This is a genomic window from Micromonospora sp. NPDC049101, from assembly GCF_040648675.1.
GTDB lineage: Bacteria > Actinomycetota > Actinomycetes > Mycobacteriales > Micromonosporaceae > Micromonospora.
The window spans coordinates 104,093-120,904 of the sequence record NZ_JBEZED010000007.1 but is presented as its reverse complement, the minus strand read 5'-3'; the positions used below and the strand labels follow the sequence as shown (position 1 = coordinate 120,904).

The following is a 16,812-nucleotide window of genomic DNA, read 5'->3' as shown; positions in this document are numbered from 1 at the left end:
CAGCCAGGACGTGCGAAGCTCGCCCTAGCTGAAGGTCGGCACGTCGACGCCGAGCACGGCCTGCTCGTCGGGGCGGTGCACCAGCACGTCGGCCAGGTACGACTGGACCGCGTGGCGCATGCCGACATCTCGGCCGGCCCGCTCGGAGAGCAGCCACTTGTGCTCGATGATCTGCGCGAACAGCTCCTGCGGCTCCAGCTTCTGCCGCAGGTGCGCGGGAACGGCGCGGACCACCGGCTCGAAGACCTCGGTGAGCCAGCGGTGCGCGGCCTGCTGTTCGTCGATCAGGTCGCTCTCCGCCCGGTACGCGTCCAGGTCGTTGAGTAGCTTGCGGGCCTGGTTCTCCTCGGCGTCCAGGCCGGTCAGCCGCAGCAGCCGCCGGGTGTGGTAGCCGGCGTCGACGACCTTCGGCCGGACCAGGTAACGCCCGTCGTCGATGGACGACATGGCCACCTCGGCCACGTCGAAGCCCAACTCGTTGAGGCGGCGGATCCGGCCCTCGATGTCGTGCCGGGCCTCCCGCTCGACCGCCTGCTCGTAGGTGATCTCGTGCCAGAGCCGCTCGTAGCGCTGCACGACCTCCTCGCAGACCACCTCCGGGTCGATGGACTCGTGCAGCAGGCCGGCGGCCTGCAGGTCCAACGCCTCGCCGAAGATGTTCACCCGGGCGATCTCCAGGTCCTCGCCGCGCTGCCCCTTGGAGAGCGAGTTGTGCAACGCGCCCGTCTCCGCGTCCACCAGGTAGGCGGCGAACGCGCCCGCGTCCCGGCGGAACAGCGTGTTCGACAGCGAGCAGTCGCCCCAGAAGAAGCCGGTGAGATGCATCCGGACGATCAGCGCGGCGAGCGCGTCGAGCAGTCGGCTCATCGTCTCCGGCCGCAGGGTGTGCGAGAACAGCGCCCGGTACGGCAGGGAGAACTGCAGGTGCCGCGTGATCAGCACCGATTCGAGGGGCTCCCCGTCGTCGGTCTGCCGGTCGGCGACGACCGCCACCGCCTCGACCGACGGGAAGTCGATCCGCTCCAGGGCCCGGAGCAGGTCGTACTCCCGCTCGGCGATCCGCTCGCGGGTCTCCTTGAACGCGTACACGTAGTCGCCCAACCGGACGAACCGGACGATGTGTCGGGAGATGCCCTGCGGCAGCGCCACCAGGTGTTGGGCAGGCCACTCCTCCAGCGGTGTCGACCAGGGCAGGTCGAGCAGCGCCGGGTCCACGAGGGCAGACGTGATCCGCACGGGCACAAGCATGACGCCTCGCCCCCCGCATCGCCTCACATCGTGGTTGGGCCCACAGCGCGCACACCCCGACCTCGCGCCAGGCCGGTAGCGTGGTCGCGTGCTCAAACCCACGGCGGTACGACGTGACCTGCGGCTACGGCCTGTCCGCCCGGCCGGCTGGTGGTTCGACGCCCTACTGCTGGTCGGGTTGGTCGGTTTGACGGTGGCGCTCGCCGCCGACCAGCTCTTCGGGCTGGACCGAGCGGTCGCCGACTGGGCCGAGGGGCACCGGCCGACTGTCGCCTACTGGGTGGCCCGGGTGTTCAACCTGCTCGGCCAGGGCAGCCCGCTGACCCTGATCGCCGCCGGGCTGGGCGTGCTGCTGGCCGTCCGGTTGCGGTCGGTGCGGCCGATCCTGCCGCCGGTGGTCGGGTTCGTGCTGACCCTCCTGACCATCGGCCCGCTCAAGGTCTGGACGGCCCGGGCGGCACCGAGCGCCAGCGTCAAGGAGCCGTTCCTGACGCCCGAGCAGACCCTGCCGCTGTTCCACGACGACCTGCCGGTCCGATTCGCGCAGTCCTACCCGTCGGGGCACGTCGCCAACGCCATCGTCTGGTACGGCGTCATCGCGCTGCTGCTGGCCCCGCTGGCCCGCAGCTTCGGCCGGCAACTGCCGGCCCGGCTCAGCACCGTGATCCGGGTCGCGCCGCCGCTTGTCGTCCTCACCACCACCACCTACCTGGGCTGGCACTGGCTGACCGACTCGGTGGCCGGGCTGCTGCTGGGCCTGCTCCTGGACCGGCTGCTGCACCGGGTGCCGTGGGACGACCTGCCGCTCCCCGGCCGGTTACGCGGCTGGGACCGGCCGTTCACCTCGTACCCCTAGGGTTTTGGACGTGGATCAACTGGCGCGGCGGCTCGGCGTACCCGATGCGGTTGTCATCGGTCTGGGCTCGATGCTCGGTGCGGGCATCTTCGTGGTGTTCGGCCCGGCCGCGGCGGAGGCCGGCGGTGCCGGCCTGCTGCCCGCGCTGGTGCTGGCCGGCTTCATCGCCTTCTGCAACGCGACAAGCTCGGCGCGGCTGGCCGCCCGTTATCCGGAATCCGGCGGCACCTACGTCTACGGCCGGGAGCGCCTCGGGCCGTTCGCTGGTTTCCTGGCCGGCTGGGGCTTCGTGGTCGGCAAGACGGCGAGTTGCGCGGCGATGGCGTTGACCATCGGGGCGTACCTGTGGCCGGGGCAGGCCCGGCTGGTCGCGGTCAGCGCGGTGCTCGCGGTGACCGCGGTGAACCTGCGCGGCATCGGCAAGACGGCCACCGTGACCAAGGCTCTGGTCGCGTTGGTGCTCGCGGTGTTGGCCCTGGTCGCGGTCGTCGGCCTGGTGGGCGGGCCGGTGCACCTGGATCGGCTCGGCGAGCCCGGCGGCTCGGCCCGGGGCGTGCTCGCCGCCGCCGGGCTGCTGTTCTTCGCGTTCGCCGGGTACGCCCGGATCGCCACGCTCGGTGAGGAGGTCCGCGACCCGCAACGGACCATTCCCCGCGCGGTGCCGCTGGCGCTCGGGGTGGTGCTCGCGATCTACCTGGTGCTGGCCGTGATCGCGCTCGGCGTGCTCGGCGCCGACCGGCTGGCCGACTCCGCCGCGCCCCTGGTCGACGTGGTCACCGCCGCCGGGCTGCCCGGCCTGGCCTGGGTGGTTCGCGCCGGGGCCACCATCGCGGTCGTCGGGGTGCTGCTGTCCCTGGTCGCCGGGGTCGGCCGGACGACACTGGCGATGGCTCGCCGCCGCGACCTGCCCGGCGCGCTGGCCACCGTGCACCCGGTACGCCAGGTGCCGCACCGCGCCGAACTGGCCGTGGCCGCCGTGGTGATCGTGGTGGTGCTGCTCGGCGACGTGCGCGACGCCATCGGCTTCTCCAGTTGCACGGTGCTGGTCTACTACGCGATCACCAACGCGGCGGCGCTGACGCTGGGCCGGGAGCCGGGCCGGCGGCTGCCGGTGCAGGTGCTCGCCGGCCTGGGGCTGCTCGGCTGTCTGCTGCTCGCGATCAACCTGCCGACCGGCAGCGTCCTCGCCGGCTTCGGTGTGCTGGCCGCCGGTGCCGCCTGGTACGCGCTGCGCCCCGCCCGCCGGTGACCCGGAGAGGCCACCGGCGCAAGAGGGGTCAGCGGCTCAACCGCCGGTATCGGCGCACCGCGAGCGGCGCGAACGTCGCGATCAGCAACACCGGCCACAGCACGGCCAACAGCATGGCGTGCTCCGCCGGCCAGGAGTCGCCACCGAGACCCGGATTGCCGAACAGTTCGCGGATCGCCGCGACCGTGGCCGACAACGGGTTCCACTGCGAGATCGTCCCGATGACCGATGGCATCAGCTCGGGCGACACGAAGACGTTGGAGATCGCGGTGAACGGAAACGCCGCCGGGAAGACGATCACGCCGACCGTGTCCGGGTTACGGACCAGCAGCGCCAGGTAGATCCCGACCCAGGTGATCGCGACCCGGAGCAGCAGGAGGAGCCCGACGGCGAGCAACGCCCTACCGACACCCTGTCGCCACTGCCACCCGACGAGCAGACCACAGACCAGCAGGGTGGACATCTCCAGCAGGGCGCGCAGCAGGTCGGCGGCGCTGCGGCCGGTCATCAGGGCGGAGCGGGCCATCGGCATCGACCGGAACCGGTCCACGACACCCCGGCTGAGGTCCAGTGCCACGCCGCTCGCGGTGGCGCCGAGCCCGTACAACATGGTCATCACGAAGACTCCGGGCAGCAGGAACTCCCGGTAGTTGCCCCCACCGGGCACCTGCATGCCGCTGCCGAACACGTACCCGAAGACCAGCACGAACATGATCGGCAGCGAGAAGTAGAGGATCAGCTCCTCGGGGGCGCGGACCACGTGGATCATGTTCCGCCTGGTCATCGTCCAGCCGTCGACCACCGCCGTCGTCGTCATGCCCCGTCCGCCTTTGCGCCGACGCCGACGGGCTCGCGGGCCTCGTCCGGCCGGTGCCCGGTCAGATACAGAAACGCCTCGTCCAGCGTGGCCCGCCGCAGGCCGATGTCCTCGACCGCGATCCCGGCGTCGTCCAACGCCCGCACCACGTCCACCAACCCGGCGACCCGGTCGACCACCGGCACGCTGAGCCGCCGAACCGCACGATCGTGCTCCGGCTCCGCGCCACAGATCGGCGCGACGATGCCGGCAGCCCGGGTCAGGTCGTCGGCGTCGCGTACCACCACCTCGATCCGGTCCCCGCCGGTCATCGCCTTCAACTCGTCCGGCGAGCCCTCGGCCACCACCCGACCGGCGTCGATCACCGAGATCCGGCCGGCGAGCTGGTCGGCCTCCTCCAGGTACTGCGTGGTGAGCAGCACCGTGGTCCCGTCCGCGACCAGGTCGCGGACCAGGTCCCACACCTGGTTGCGGCTGCGCGGGTCCAGGCCGGTGGTCGGCTCGTCCAGGAAGAGCACCCGGGGTGTACGGATCAGGCTGGCCGCGAGGTCCAGCCGGCGGCGCATCCCACCCGAATACTCGACGGCGGACCGTCCCGCCGCCTCGGCGAGCCCGAACCGTTGCAGCAGTTCGTCGGCGCGCTGGCGGGCCGCCCGTCGACCCAGCCGGAACAGCCGGCCGAACAACTCCAGGTTCTGCCGGCCACTGAGGGTTTCGTCGACCGCGGCGTACTGGCCGGTCAACGCGATCCGGGCCCGCACCTCGTCCGGCTGACGCCGCACGTCGAACCCGGCCACGGTGGCCCTGCCGGCGTCGAAGCGCAGCAGCGTGGTGAGAATCCGTACGGCAGTCGTCTTGCCGGCGCCGTTCGGCCCCAGCAGCCCGTACACCGTGCCGGTCGGTACGGTCAGGTCGAACGCGTCCAGCGCGCGGGTCGGGCCGTACCGCTTACCCAGCCCCTCGGCCACCACCTCGTATGTCGTCATGCCGCCAGGGTGCGGTCGGGCGCTGACGGGTCACGCACCGTCCGCTGACGGCGGCGCACCGGGCCCGCTCGCGGCCCCGGCCTTCTCCTCCTCGGTGATCTGCTGAAGAAGGAGGATGATCTCCGAGCGCGTCGCCTCGCCGACGTACCAGCCGGTGAGCCCGCCGGCCAACGCCGCTTCGCAGAGCCGCCTCGTCTCGGCGAGATCACCGCTTAGCCGTGCCACCTGGGCGAGGCCGAGTCGGGCGGCGGACACGAACTCGGGCGCCCCACTGCCCTGCGCGAGGAGCAGCGCACCGGCGAAGTCGTCCCGGGCCGCCGTGAGGTCACCGGCACGCAGCCTGATCTCGCCCCGCGTACGCAGCATGTCGGCCTGGTCGACGGCCGAGCCGAGTTCCTCGGCCAACCCCATGGCCTGGTTCATGTGCTCGCCCGCGGCCTCCGGGTCACCCCGCCAGGCGGCCAGTTCGCCGAGCGCACCAAGTGTGATCATGGAACCCCACCGGTCGCCGGTGCTCCGGAAGCCGTCGAGCGCCGTGGAGAACGCGACCCCGGCCCGGTCCGACTGGCCACCCCACATCTGCGCCGAGCCGTGCCCCATCGCGCCGAGCGCGTTGATCCAGGTGTCCGGGCCGACCAGCCGCCGCAGCTCCCGCATCAGCTCTTCGACGTCCTCGGCCCCGCCGGGTGGGGGCCCGGTCGAGATGCCCGACAGATACAGCAGGAACGGTTGCCGAGGGGGCCGGTCGAGGCTGCGGATCACCGAACCCTGCGTGCCGAGCGACGGCAGGTGACCGCCACCGGCGAGCGAGGCGTTGTAGACGCAGAGGGCGAACTCCTCGCCCAACCCGGGCGGCGCCTCGGCACCGAGCACGTCGAGGACGTCGCTGGCCAGCCGGGCACCTTCCCCACGCATGCCGCGTAACCACCAGTAGAACGACAGGGCGGCGACCATCCCGGCGGCCTCGGGCGCGTCACCCGCCGCGGTGGCACGACGCAGCGCCGCGTGCAGGTTGTCCCGCTCGGCGTCGAGCCGTCGCAACCAGTGCAGTTGCTCCGCTCGGCGCAGGTGGTCGCTGGCGGTCCAGGCGAGTTCCAGAAAGTACGCGGTGTGCGCGCGGCGCAGCCGCTCGGCCTCGCCGGCTTCGGCGAGGCGTTCGGCGCAGAAGGCCCGCACGGTCTCCAGCATCCGGTAACGGCCTCCGGTCAACTCCACGAAGGACTTGTCGACCAGACCGGTCAGCGCGTCGACGAACTCGGCCGAGGGCATCTCGGAGACGCGCCCGGCCGCCTCCAGCGTGGCACCGCCGGCGAAGACGGTCAGCCGTCGGGCCAGTGTCCGCTCGGCATCGTCGAGCAGGTCCCAACTCCACTCGACCACCGCCCGGAGCGTCCGGTGCCGGGGTGACGCGGCCCGGCTGCTCATCGACAGCAGCCGGAACCGGTCGTCGAGGTGGGCGGCCACCTCGGCGATCGACAGCGCCCGCAGTCGCGCGGCGGCCAGCTCGATCGCCAGCGGCAGACCGTCGAGCGTGCGGCAGATCCGCAGCACCAGCTCGGCGTTGGTCGGTGTGACGCTGAAGTCGGGCGCGACGTCGGCGGCCCGCTGGGCGAACAGGCTGACCGCCGCGTAGTCGTCGGCGTCCAGTGCGGACGCGTCGGGCGGTGGCAGGGTGAGCCCGGACATCTGGCACAACGCCTCGCCGGCCAGCCCGAGCGGTTCGCGACTGGTGGCCAGGACTCGCAGCGCCGGGCACGCGCCGAGCAGCCGCGCGGCCAGCCGGGCCGCGTCGGCGACGACGTGCTCGCAGTTGTCGAGCACGAGCAGCAACCGCCGCTCGGCGAGCGCCTCGACCAGCCGGTCGGTCGGTTGCCGACCCGGCTCGGCCGGGGCCCGCAGGCCCGCGTCGCGCAGGCCCCCTCCCCGCAGGCCCGCGTCGCGCAGGCCGAGGGCGCTCAGCACCGCCTGCGGTACGTCCGAACCGTGGGCCAGCCCGGCCAGCTCGACGAAGCGGACCTCGCCGTCCGAACGGCCCGCCGCCTCGATCGCCAACCGGGTCTTCCCCGCTCCGCCGGGGCCGGTGAGGGTGACAAGCCTGCGCTCGCCGAGCAGCTCCCCGACGCGCTTGAGCTCCTCCTCCCGCCCGACGAACGTGGTGAGTTGGCTCGGCAGCGCCGCTTCGGCCGCCGCGCGTTCGGCCGGGCGGTCCGCACCACGCAGCACCGCCAGGTGGATCGCGGCCAGCTCCGGCGACGGGCCGACACCGAGCTCCTCGGCCAGCGTGCGGCGGGCCGCCTCGAATTCGGCAAGCGCCTCGGCCGGCCGGCCCAGTGCGGACAGCGCACGCATGAGCTGGCCCCGCGACCGCTCCCGCAACGGGTGCGCGACGACCAACTCCCGCAACTCCGGGACCAGCGCGGCGGACGCGCCCACCGCCAGGTCCGCCTCGATCCGATCGTCGACGGCGGCCAGCCGCAGCTCGTCCAGCCGGGCGGCCTGCGCGGGTGCGCCGGCCACGTCGACGACGTCGGCCAGGGCGGGACCCCGCCACAACTCCAACGCCGCCCGCAACTCGGCCGCCGCGCGGGCCCAGTCACCGCCGGCGAGCGCCCGGCGCCCCGCCTCGGCGAGCCGTTCGAACCGGTACGCGTCGACGTCGGCGGGATCCACGGCGAGCCGATAGCCGGTCGGATGGAACTCGACCGGGGCGTGCTCGGCGGGCACGGCCTGACGCAGGCGCGACACCTGGGACTGGAGTGCGTTGGCGGCACCCCGGGGCGGGTGCTCGCCGTACAGGTTGTCGATCAGCCGCTCGGCGGGGACCACCCGGCCCGCGTCGAGCAGGAGCAGCGCCAGTAGTGCGCGCAGCCGCGGACCGCCGACGGGAATCTCGCGCCCGTCGGCCAGCACCACCTGGGTCGACCCCAGGATGCGAAAACGCATGGCACCGATTGTCGCGCAACGCCGGCCAGTTCCCGCTTACCGATCCGCCGATCCTGCTGATCAGGAGGATCAGCCGCTGAGCGCGCGGCGGAGATCCTTCATCAGCAGCAACAGGTGCATGGGGTCGGTGGGGCTCGCCTCGAACTTCGCCAGTCGCTGGTAGAAATCCCGGGCGGCTTCGGTTTCGCAGTGGATGAGCACCGCCCGCACGCCGATGACCTCGCCGGCGGCCGCGATCCGCCGCAGGGCATCGACCACTAGCGCCCGACCCAGCCCGACGCCCTGGGCGCCGCGGTCGACCCCGAGCCGGGTCAGGATCACCACCGGTTGGTGGTAACGGCCGGCACCCTGCCGCAGCCGGGGCGACGCGTCGGCGGGGGCGACGCTCCCGGCAGCCAGGGCGTAATAGCCAGCCACCCGCTGGTCGGGGTGCTCGTTGTCCCGCACCACGTACACCCGCGACAGGCCCGCACGATGGGCCTGCAGGGCATGCTCGACCAGCCACACCGACTGGGCGCGGGAGCCACACTCGAACCCCGTCACCGCGATCTCGGCCGACAGCGGCTCGACCGCCGAGAAGCGGGAACTCACCGGGGCCCACCATCAGTCGGCGGGTCGAGCACCGTCGGACCGGTCAGCAGCTCCCGCAACCCGGCGATGTCCTGCGCCGGCCCCTGCAACGCCTCGTCGAAGACTCGCCAGGCGTCCTCGTCCAGCAGGAACGCCCGTCGGTCGGCGAGCACATCCGCCGCTGCCTCGGTCGCCGCCTTCAACACGAACGTCGAGACGCTGTCCCCAGCGGCTTGACTCGCCGCCTCCAACAACGCCTTCTGCTGCTCATCCACCCGTAGGTGTAGCCGTTCCGCCTTCGCACTCACACCCCGAGTGTACGCACAACGTACGCCACCGCAAGGCAGATCGCTTGGTGGTGACTGGTGGGGGCCGAAGGCGGCGTCAGCTCACCTCGCCGGCCTCGTCCTGCCGGCTAGTCAGCTCGAATTCGTCCGCTGGGCGGTCGGTAGACGTCGAGGGAGCACCTCCGCCGGGAGAAACGGGATGTGCCACGCCGACCTCCGAGTCTGTCGGGCCCAGCCCGGCGGGGGTTGCCGCGGCGGGGATGTGCACCCCGCCGTGGACCGCACCGGCCGGCCGAGGGATCGGGCCCGGGCGGGCCGGCGGGGCGCACTGGTGCGTCAGCCAGTCCAGGCCGCGCCGACGGGCGACCACCGTCAACCGGTCGCCCGCGAAGATCACCTGCCGGGGGTCGAGGTCCTTCCACCAGATCGTCCTGGTGCCGCCCGCCGGGGTCCGGGCGATGAGCCGGACCTGCCCGTCCCGGTTGACCACGTCCAACGGTCGGCCGTCCAACTCGGAGCCGGCGGCGACCGGCACCTCGGCGACCGGCAGCGCGTGCCGGTCGACCGGGATCGTGGTGATCACCGCTCGTTCGGTGAGCGCCCCGATGAAGGCCGGCGCGGCCAGGTAGGAGACCGACCGGGACACCCCGAGGGCGAAGGTCTCCTCGACCCGTTCGGCGAAGTCACCATCGAAGAGTCGGAGCACCACCCGCAGGTCGTCGCGGAGATCCCGAGCGGCGAGCGCCGCCTCCAGGTTGGCCACGTCGTCGGTGGACGCCACCACCAGCGCCTGACAGTCGGCCACCGACGCGGCGACAAGCGTCTCCGGCAGTGCGGCGTCACCGACGATCAGCGGCACCTCCAGTTGACGGGCCAGGGCACCGCCGCGCGGCTCCGGATCCTTGTCGATCGCCACCACCTCGACGTCGTACTCGCGGAGCTGCGCCATCACGCGGGTGCCGACGTTGCCCAGGCCGATCAGCACGACGTGCCCGGCCCGCGCGGGCTGCAACCGGCCGGTGTGCAGGGCCAGTCGGGCGTTGACGATGCCGTCCACCACGGCGGCGGTGATCAGCGGGATCAGCGCCAACCCGGCCAGGTTGAGCACCACCTGCATGATCTGCGCGCCGGCCGACTTGGTGGTGTCCGGGTCGGCGCCGCTGAGCGTGGTGACCAGGGTCAGGTACAGGGCTTCCAGTGGGGAGGCTTCCTCGGTGCGGGAGATCAGCGCGCCCAGCACCGCGATCACCGCGAGCACCAGCATCACCGCGACACCGATCTTGCGGGTGGCGAAGCCGCGCAGCGCTCCGAGCAGCACCGTGACCGGGCGGCGTCGCCGGCGGGCCCGGACCAGCCGACGGGCGGCGACCTCGGTGCCCGGCGGCTGCCCGGTCGCCTCGGCGAGCACCAGGTCGGCACCAGCCTGGTCGGCCGGCAGCAGCTCCACCCCCTGCGCCTCGGTGAGGTGGGCCAGGGCGCAGACCACGTCCTGCGGGCGGACGTCGGCCCGCCGCGCCACCCGGAGCGTCTTGTCCCGATGTTGGAAGGAGCTGGGGTCGACCTCGCCGAGGGCGGCGGCCACGAAGGCCGGCGCGGCCATCTCGGCGTCGGAGAGCACCTCGACCGGCGCCTTGATCAGTTTGCGTACGCCGTCGGCGAGGGTGCCGTTGAACATCCGCAGCACCTGACGGACCTGCTGGTCCACGGCCTGCGCGCAGAGCGCGGCGTGCAGGTTGCCGACGTCGTCCTGGTGCAGCAGGGCCAACCCGGTCGCCCCGGCCACGCCGGCGGCCTCGAAGGTGGCCACGTCCAGCCGATCCGAGCGGATCACCCGAACACCGCGCAACCCCGCCACGTCCGGGCCGTTGCTGCGGTAGCGCTCCGGCACCACGACCGTCACCCGGGCCCCGCCCGCCGGCAGCTCGGATTCGAGCATCGCCCGGGCCACGTAGTAGGCGAGCGCGTCCTTCCCGCAGATCACGTAGTGCGGGCGCGGATCACCGACGGACCGCAGCCGCCAGTTCCACTCGACCGCCCGTCGCGCCCGGTCCCGCCACGGCTCCGCCATGCCCGGATCGTAATCAGCACGGCCACGGTGGGCGACCCCGTCCGGATCATCCCGCGACCAGGCATGCCGGTCCCCGCGACGGGTAGTGCAGCCGCATGCAGACGTTCCTCCCGTACCCGGACTTCCTGGCCAGCGCCCGCACGCTGGACCAGAAGCGGCTGGGCAAGCAGCGGGTGGAGGCCATCCAGGTGCTGCGCGGGCTCACCCGACCCGGGTACGGGTGGCGCAACCACCCGGCGGTGCAGATGTGGGCCGGGTACGAGGAGGCGTTGACCCGCTACGGGCTGGACATGTGCGCGGTGTGGACCGAGCCGGGGCGGGCCGACACCTGCGCCACCACGATGACCGTCGACCTGGCCGCGGCCTGCGGGGCCGGCGTCGTACGGACCCAGGACGAGCTGGCCCGGGTGGGCGAGCTGCCACCGTGGCTGGGCCGCGACGACCTGCACCTGAGCCACCGCTCGTCGCTGGTCCGCAAGGACCCCGCGCACTACCGGCCCCTCTTCGGCGACGACGTCCCAGCGGATCTGGAGTACGTCTGGCCCGCCTCCGACCGCGCGCGCCGCTGCCTTCCGTAGGGGAGACTGGGCCGGAGAGAGGTAGGTGTCCATGGCGCTGTCGCAGGTGGTGGGCCGGCTCATCGGCGTACGGCAGCATCTGGTGGACCCGGGCGGCGGCGGCACGGACCGCGTGCCGCGACCGACCTCGGCGCTTGTGGTGGGTGGCGGCATCGCCGGCATGTCGGCGGCGGTGGTGCTCGCCGAGCGGGGCATCGCGGTCACCGTGCTGGAGGCCGCGCCGACGCTCGGCGGTCGACTGGGCGCCTGGCCGGAGGCGCTTGCCGACGGCACCCAGCAGACCGAGCATGGTTTCCACGCGTTCTTCCGGCAGTACTACAACTGGCGGTCCATCCTCCGCCGCATCGACCCCGACCTGGGTTTTCTCAAGCCCATTGCGGGTTACCCGATCCTCAGTGCCCAGTGGCCGACCGAGGAGTTCGGCAGGCTGCCACCCGCACCACCGGCGAACCTGCTCGCGCTGCTGTTGCGCAGCCCCAGCCTGCGCCTGGCCGACCTGCGGGTGATGGACCGCGACGCCGCGCTGCCGCTGCTCACCTACGACCCGGTCCGCACCTACGCCGAGTTGGACGACACCACCGCCGACGAGCTGTTGGCGTCGCTGGGGTTGCCGGACCGGGCGCGGGCGATGCTGTTCGAGGTCTTCTCGCACTCGTTCTTCAACCACGAGGCGGAGATGTCGGCCGCCGAGATGGTCGCCCAGTTCCACTTCTACCTGCTCGGCAACCCGGAGGGGCTGGCGTTCGACTGCCCGGACGAGGACTACGCCACGGCGATCTGGGAGCCACTGAGCCGGCACGTGGAGAAGCACGGCGGCCGGGTGCTCACCGGCTGCGCCGCGACCGGGGTGCACCGGGACGCCGAGGGCTGGCTGGTGACGACCACCGACGGCGGCAGCCACCCGGCGGCCCACGTGGTGCTGGCCGTCGACCCGCCGGCACTCGCCGCGCTCGTCGCGGCCTCCCCCGACCTGGTCGAGCGGGCACCGGAGCTGGCGGCCCGGATGCCCGCCTTCGGCCGGCCCGGCCCGCCGTACGCGGTGGCCCGGTACTGGTGTGCCGGGGACGTGGCCGCCGAGCGGGCGGTGTTCAGCGGCGTGTCCCGCCAGCCCACGCTGGACTCGGTGACGCTCTACCACCGGCTGGAGAACGAGTCTCGGCGGTGGGCGCGGCAGACCGGCGGGTCGGTCATCGAGCTGCACGCGTACGCCTGCGAGCCGGGGGTGCCGGCCGAGGAGTTGGCCGAGCGGATGCGCCGCGAGCTTGTCACGCTCTGGCCGGAGGCCGGCGACCTGCGGGTTCGCGAGCTGCGGGCCCGGGTGGAGGCGCAGGCGCCGGCGTTCACGCCGGGCAGCCACGCCTGGCGACCGGGGGTACGCACCGACGCGTCCGGCCTCTACCTGGCCGGCGACGGTATCGCCACGGACTTCCCGAGCGCGCTGATGGAACGCTCCGCGGCGACGGGCATCATCGCCGCGAACCACATCCTGCGCGCCGAGGGCGGCGCGGCGGAGCCGGTGCGCTCGGTCCGACCCCGGGGGCTGCTGGCCGGCCGCCGCACCCCAAACCGACAAAACACAACATAAGCAACGGTACGCTGCCGTACGCTTGGTTGATCAACCGTCGATCGACCGGGCGGGAGGGCAGCGGGGGATGTCACCACTGCACCGCGCCGGCGCGGAGAACCGCCCACCGACCAGCGAGATCGGCCACGACGACGCGTACCCACTGATCCGCGACGAACGGGCCTGCATCGTCACCGCACTGCGCCTGGGCTGGTGGATGGCCGACGCCTACCACCACGGGCAGCACGCGGAACTCGCCGTACCCGCCAAGGCCCGTCCATCCGTACCGCCGGCCAAGCTCTCCAACCTCACCGAGATGTCCCCCCACCGGCGCATGCGCATGTACCTCGACGGGGTGGACGTCGCACTGGCCCAGATCGCCGAACTCACCAGGCACACCGGGCCGGTGCCCGACACGTCGGCCGCCCGGGCCCTGCTACCCGCCCTGGGCCCGCCCGACCCCGCCGATCCGGTGCCGCTGCTGCTCGCCCTGGACGACCTCAACGTCGAGGTGCTGCGCTGGGCGATGGCCACCAACCACCGGGTCGGGCTGGCCTACCGGTTGGGTCGATCAGTGGCCGACACCGTCCGGGCCGGCGACGCCGCCCAGTTGCTGCGGCAGTTCGGCGGTCGGCAGATCCAGATCAGCCGCTGGCTGGACGAGTTGGCCAGCGTGCTGCCGCCGTACTCGGCCGCGGTGGTGCGCCGGTCGCTGGCCGCCTGGGCGACGGCGGTGGACCGGGCCGGCCACGGTGACCCGGCCGAGCCGGCGCCCGCCGAGCTGAGCCGGGCCCTGCGGGGCCAGGGTGACCTGTGGCGGGACGTGCTCACCGGCGGCCTGCACCCCCGCGACCTGCTCGACGAGGAGGACTACGCGGTGATCGCCCGCAACCTGATCATCCGGGATCGACGGTTGGTGGCGCAGGCGGCGCGGGGCATCTTCTGGCCCGTCCTCGTACCCCTGCTGTTGGTGCTCTTCGCGGTGGTCGGCGTGAGCGCCGCCGCGGCCGCCGGCTCACCGACCACCCGGGCCACCGTGGCCCTGGTGGGTCTCGGTGCCGGGCTTGCCGCGATCTGGCGGTCGGTCTCCGGGCCGGCGCTGGCCGTCGCCGGCGAGGTCAACCGGCCCCTGCTGGACAGCGAACTCACCGCGCGCATGGCCCTGCGGCTGAACCGGCCGCTGACCACCGCCCGGCGCTCGGTGGTCGTCGCCCCCCGGACCCGCCGTCAGCGCCGTCCGGAGGAGCCGGGCGACCGATCGAAATACGTTGCCCGGCTGTCCCACCCCGACCTACCGTGAGCGGGCAAGGTCAACCACCGCCGCGGGAGCAGAACATGACGATGTCGCACGTCACCACCGTGCCGTCGACGCTGCCCGGCGACGGTTGCCGAGCGGAAGGTCCCCGGGCGGGCCGGCCCGACTGACGCGTCCCCGTACGCGCCGAGCCGCCCCGTCCACCAGCCGGACCGGGCGGCTCTTCGCTGTCCGTCACCATCGTGAAAGGAGTCCCGGTGGACGCCGTCCTCGTCGTCAACGCCGACCTCGGCCCGCTGCACCGGGTCACCGTCCAACACGCCGTGCGGATGCTCTGCCGCCGGGTCGCCGAGATCCACGAGGCCGAGCCGGACCAGGTGATCGGGGTCTTCCCGATGCCCCGGGTGGTGCGGCTGGTCCGCTACGTGGTCACCCGGTGGAGGTTCAACTCCGGGCCGGCCTGGTCCCGCTCCGGGGTGCTGCGCCGCGACGACAGGTGCTGCGCGTACTGCGGTGGCCCGGCCTCCACCATCGACCACATCCTGCCCCGCTCGCGCGGCGGCCGGAACACCTGGCGGAACACCACCGCCGCCTGCTACGGCTGCAACCAGCGCAAGGGTGACCGGACACCGGCGGAGGCGGGCATGCCGCTGCGCCGGGAGCCGGTGAACCCGGGCTGGGGGTCGCTGGCCGGGCGGTGACGGACCGGCCGACGGGAACGGGGGGCCGCGTTCCGGGCACGTACCGGAGCGCGGCACCCGTCGGCCCCGGTCAGACGGCGCGTTCCTTCACCTGCGGGTTCGGACGGCCGTTGGGGCAGTTCACCCGGATCTCGCTGCGGTGCTCGGTGGAGGTCAACTCGACCCGGATCTGCTTCGCCGGGCCCGGGTCGTACGCCTCCGCCCGAAACCCGGGCGCGGGTGCCACCGCGAGCACCTCGGCGGAGTTACCCACGCAGCGGACGGTGATCGTCCCCCCTTGCGCCGGCACGGGCACGTCCGCGGAAAGGGTGGGCGTCGGCGCGGTCTGGCCGAGCGTGGTCGGCGTCGGGCCGGGCGCGGTGGCGGTCGGGGCCGCTGTCGGGGCCGGGGTCGCCGTCGGGCCCGGACCGGCCGGGGGGCCGGTCCGGGCAGCGGGCGCGGTCTCCTGGGCCGGCGGGACCGCGGACGGCCCGGTCGTGATCTCGTCGGCCGGCTCCACGGCGCCCGGCATCCCCACGGCGGTGGTGCCCGGGCCCCGGCCGGTCGGGGGAGGAGTCTCCCCCGGTCGACGATTGCCGAAGTCGCCGAGCGACCCGGCGATCGTGATCGCGGTGAGCACCGCGCCGCCGACCGCCAGGATGGCCAGACGCCGACGCCGACGCCACGACAGGCGTCTCGTCGGCCCGGCCGAGTCGGCGGTCGCGGTGTCGGTCGGCTCGGCTGAGCCGGCCTCCGGTGCCGCAGTGACGCCCGTTCTCTCTGAGCCTGCTCCCGGTGCCGCGGTGACGCCCGTATCCTCTGAGCCTGCTCCCGGTGCCGCGGTGGCGTCCGTTTCCTCGGACGTGGCTCCGTTCATGGCGGTGAGCAGGATGCGGGCCGCTTCGGTGGCCGGTGGCCGGTCGGCGGGGTCGCGGGCCAGACACCAGCGGTAGAGCCGGTGGACCTCGGGCGGCACGCCGTCGATCTCCGGCAGCGGGTCCGGCTCGACGTGCGTGTGCGCGCGGAGCATCCCGGTCTGCGTCTCGGCCGACCACGGCAGCCGACCGGTGAGCACCCGGTGCAGCAGCAGGCCCAGGGCGTACACGTCGCAGGCCGGCAGCACCTCGCCGGCCTCCAGTCGCTCCGGGGCGAGATAGGCCGGAGTGCCCAGCAGTCGCCCCTCGAAGTCGATCTCCGACTCGCCGGCGACGGCCGCGATGCCGAAGTCGAGCACCTTCGCGCCGGTCGGCGTGAGCATCACGTTGCTCGGCTTGATGTCGCGGTGCACCAACCCCTGTGCGTGCGCGGCCGTGAGAGCGGAGGCCACCTCGGCGCAGACCCGTAAGCCGGCACGCGGCGGCAACGGCCCGGTCGTCAGCCGTTGTTCGAGAGTGAGACCGCCGAGCAACTCCATCACCACGAACGGGACCGGGGAACCGTCCAACGGCGACTCACCATAGTCGTACACGCCTGTGACGTGCGGATGCGACAGTCGGGCAGCCGCCTTGGCCTCGGCGCGGATCCGCCGCCGAGCGGAGGTGTCCGAGGCGACGAGCACCTTCACCGCGACATCCCGTTCGAGCACCTCGTCGTACGCGCGGTGCACCACCGACATGCCGCCACTGCCGAGGCGCTCCAGGAGCCGATAGCGGCCCGCAAGCAACTGATCACGCTGCACGACGGACAGCCTGCCGTACCGGCCGGCAGCGGG

General features: G+C 73.2%; 14 protein-coding genes. 6 read left to right on the top strand and 8 right to left on the bottom strand.

Translation table 11 applies throughout. From position 1 onward, the window contains the following. Nucleotides 1-24: 24 nt before the first annotated feature. Nucleotides 25-1,248, bottom strand: coding sequence for a DUF4032 domain-containing protein (locus AB0B57_RS11960; protein WP_357068107.1), 1,224 nt, complete (start codon nucleotides 1,246-1,248; stop codon nucleotides 25-27). Between the two features lie 118 nt (nucleotides 1,249-1,366). Between AB0B57_RS11960 and AB0B57_RS11955 the strand changes: the two genes are divergently transcribed. Then, nucleotides 1,367-2,104, top strand: coding sequence for a phosphatase PAP2 family protein (locus AB0B57_RS11955; RefSeq protein ID WP_357068436.1), 738 nt, complete (start codon nucleotides 1,367-1,369; stop codon nucleotides 2,102-2,104). Between the two features lie 10 nt (nucleotides 2,105-2,114). Continuing rightward, nucleotides 2,115-3,353: an APC family permease gene (locus tag AB0B57_RS11950; RefSeq protein ID WP_357068105.1), complete on the top strand. Its 1,239-nt coding sequence runs from the start codon at nucleotides 2,115-2,117 to the stop codon at nucleotides 3,351-3,353. A gap of 28 nt (nucleotides 3,354-3,381) precedes the next feature. Here AB0B57_RS11950 and AB0B57_RS11945 read toward each other — a convergent pair whose 3' ends face one another. The 6 genes from AB0B57_RS11945 to AB0B57_RS11920 form a co-directional block, all read right to left on the bottom strand. Continuing rightward, nucleotides 3,382-4,170 carry an ABC transporter permease gene (locus AB0B57_RS11945; RefSeq protein WP_357068103.1) on the bottom strand — a complete coding sequence of 263 codons (789 nt, stop codon included), beginning with the start codon at nucleotides 4,168-4,170 and terminating at the stop codon, nucleotides 3,382-3,384. Then, nucleotides 4,167-5,156: an ATP-binding cassette domain-containing protein gene (locus AB0B57_RS11940; RefSeq protein ID WP_357068101.1), complete on the bottom strand. Its 990-nt coding sequence runs from the start codon at nucleotides 5,154-5,156 to the stop codon at nucleotides 4,167-4,169. Before AB0B57_RS11940 ends, AB0B57_RS11945 begins: the two co-directional genes overlap by 4 nt. Before the next feature lie 30 nt (nucleotides 5,157-5,186). Beyond that, on the bottom strand, nucleotides 5,187-8,099 hold the full coding sequence (locus AB0B57_RS11935; RefSeq protein WP_357068099.1) for a BTAD domain-containing putative transcriptional regulator: 2,913 nt from the start codon (nucleotides 8,097-8,099) through the stop codon (nucleotides 5,187-5,189). Nucleotides 8,100-8,168: 69 nt separating this feature from the next. Beyond that, entirely contained in the window at nucleotides 8,169-8,690 is a 522-nt protein-coding gene (locus AB0B57_RS11930; RefSeq protein WP_357068097.1) for a GNAT family N-acetyltransferase, read from the bottom strand. After that, a complete protein-coding gene (locus tag AB0B57_RS11925; protein ID WP_357068095.1) occupies nucleotides 8,687-8,977 on the bottom strand; it encodes a DUF1778 domain-containing protein in 291 nt (96 codons plus the stop codon). Before AB0B57_RS11925 ends, AB0B57_RS11930 begins: the two co-directional genes overlap by 4 nt. A 76-nt stretch (nucleotides 8,978-9,053) precedes the next feature. Beyond that, entirely contained in the window at nucleotides 9,054-11,024 is a 1,971-nt protein-coding gene (locus tag AB0B57_RS11920) for an NAD-binding protein (RefSeq protein ID WP_357068093.1), read from the bottom strand. 95 nt (nucleotides 11,025-11,119) lie between these two features. On the opposite strand from AB0B57_RS11920, the gene AB0B57_RS11915 reads away from it, so the two are divergent. The 4 genes from AB0B57_RS11915 (at nucleotide 11,120) to AB0B57_RS11900 (ending at nucleotide 15,122) form a co-directional block, all read left to right on the top strand. Further along, nucleotides 11,120-11,602 (top strand): MSMEG_6728 family protein, encoded by a 483-nt coding sequence (locus AB0B57_RS11915; protein WP_357068091.1) that lies wholly within the window; start codon nucleotides 11,120-11,122, stop codon nucleotides 11,600-11,602. 31 nt (nucleotides 11,603-11,633) lie between these two features. Further along, on the top strand, nucleotides 11,634-13,187 hold the full coding sequence (locus AB0B57_RS11910; RefSeq protein ID WP_357068089.1) for an FAD-dependent oxidoreductase: 1,554 nt from the start codon (nucleotides 11,634-11,636) through the stop codon (nucleotides 13,185-13,187). Nucleotides 13,188-13,254: 67 nt separating this feature from the next. Next, the gene (locus AB0B57_RS11905; protein ID WP_357068087.1) at nucleotides 13,255-14,466 is read left to right on the top strand and encodes a hypothetical protein; all 1,212 of its coding nucleotides are present in this window, start codon (nucleotides 13,255-13,257) and stop codon (nucleotides 14,464-14,466) included. Nucleotides 14,467-14,678: 212 nt separating this feature from the next. After that, the gene (locus AB0B57_RS11900; protein ID WP_357068085.1) at nucleotides 14,679-15,122 is read left to right on the top strand and encodes an HNH endonuclease; all 444 of its coding nucleotides are present in this window, start codon (nucleotides 14,679-14,681) and stop codon (nucleotides 15,120-15,122) included. A gap of 70 nt (nucleotides 15,123-15,192) precedes the next feature. On the opposite strand, the gene AB0B57_RS11895 is transcribed toward AB0B57_RS11900, so the two are convergent. Next, nucleotides 15,193-16,779: a protein kinase gene (locus AB0B57_RS11895; protein ID WP_357068083.1), complete on the bottom strand. Its 1,587-nt coding sequence runs from the start codon at nucleotides 16,777-16,779 to the stop codon at nucleotides 15,193-15,195. Between the last annotated feature and the right edge of the window lie 33 nt (nucleotides 16,780-16,812).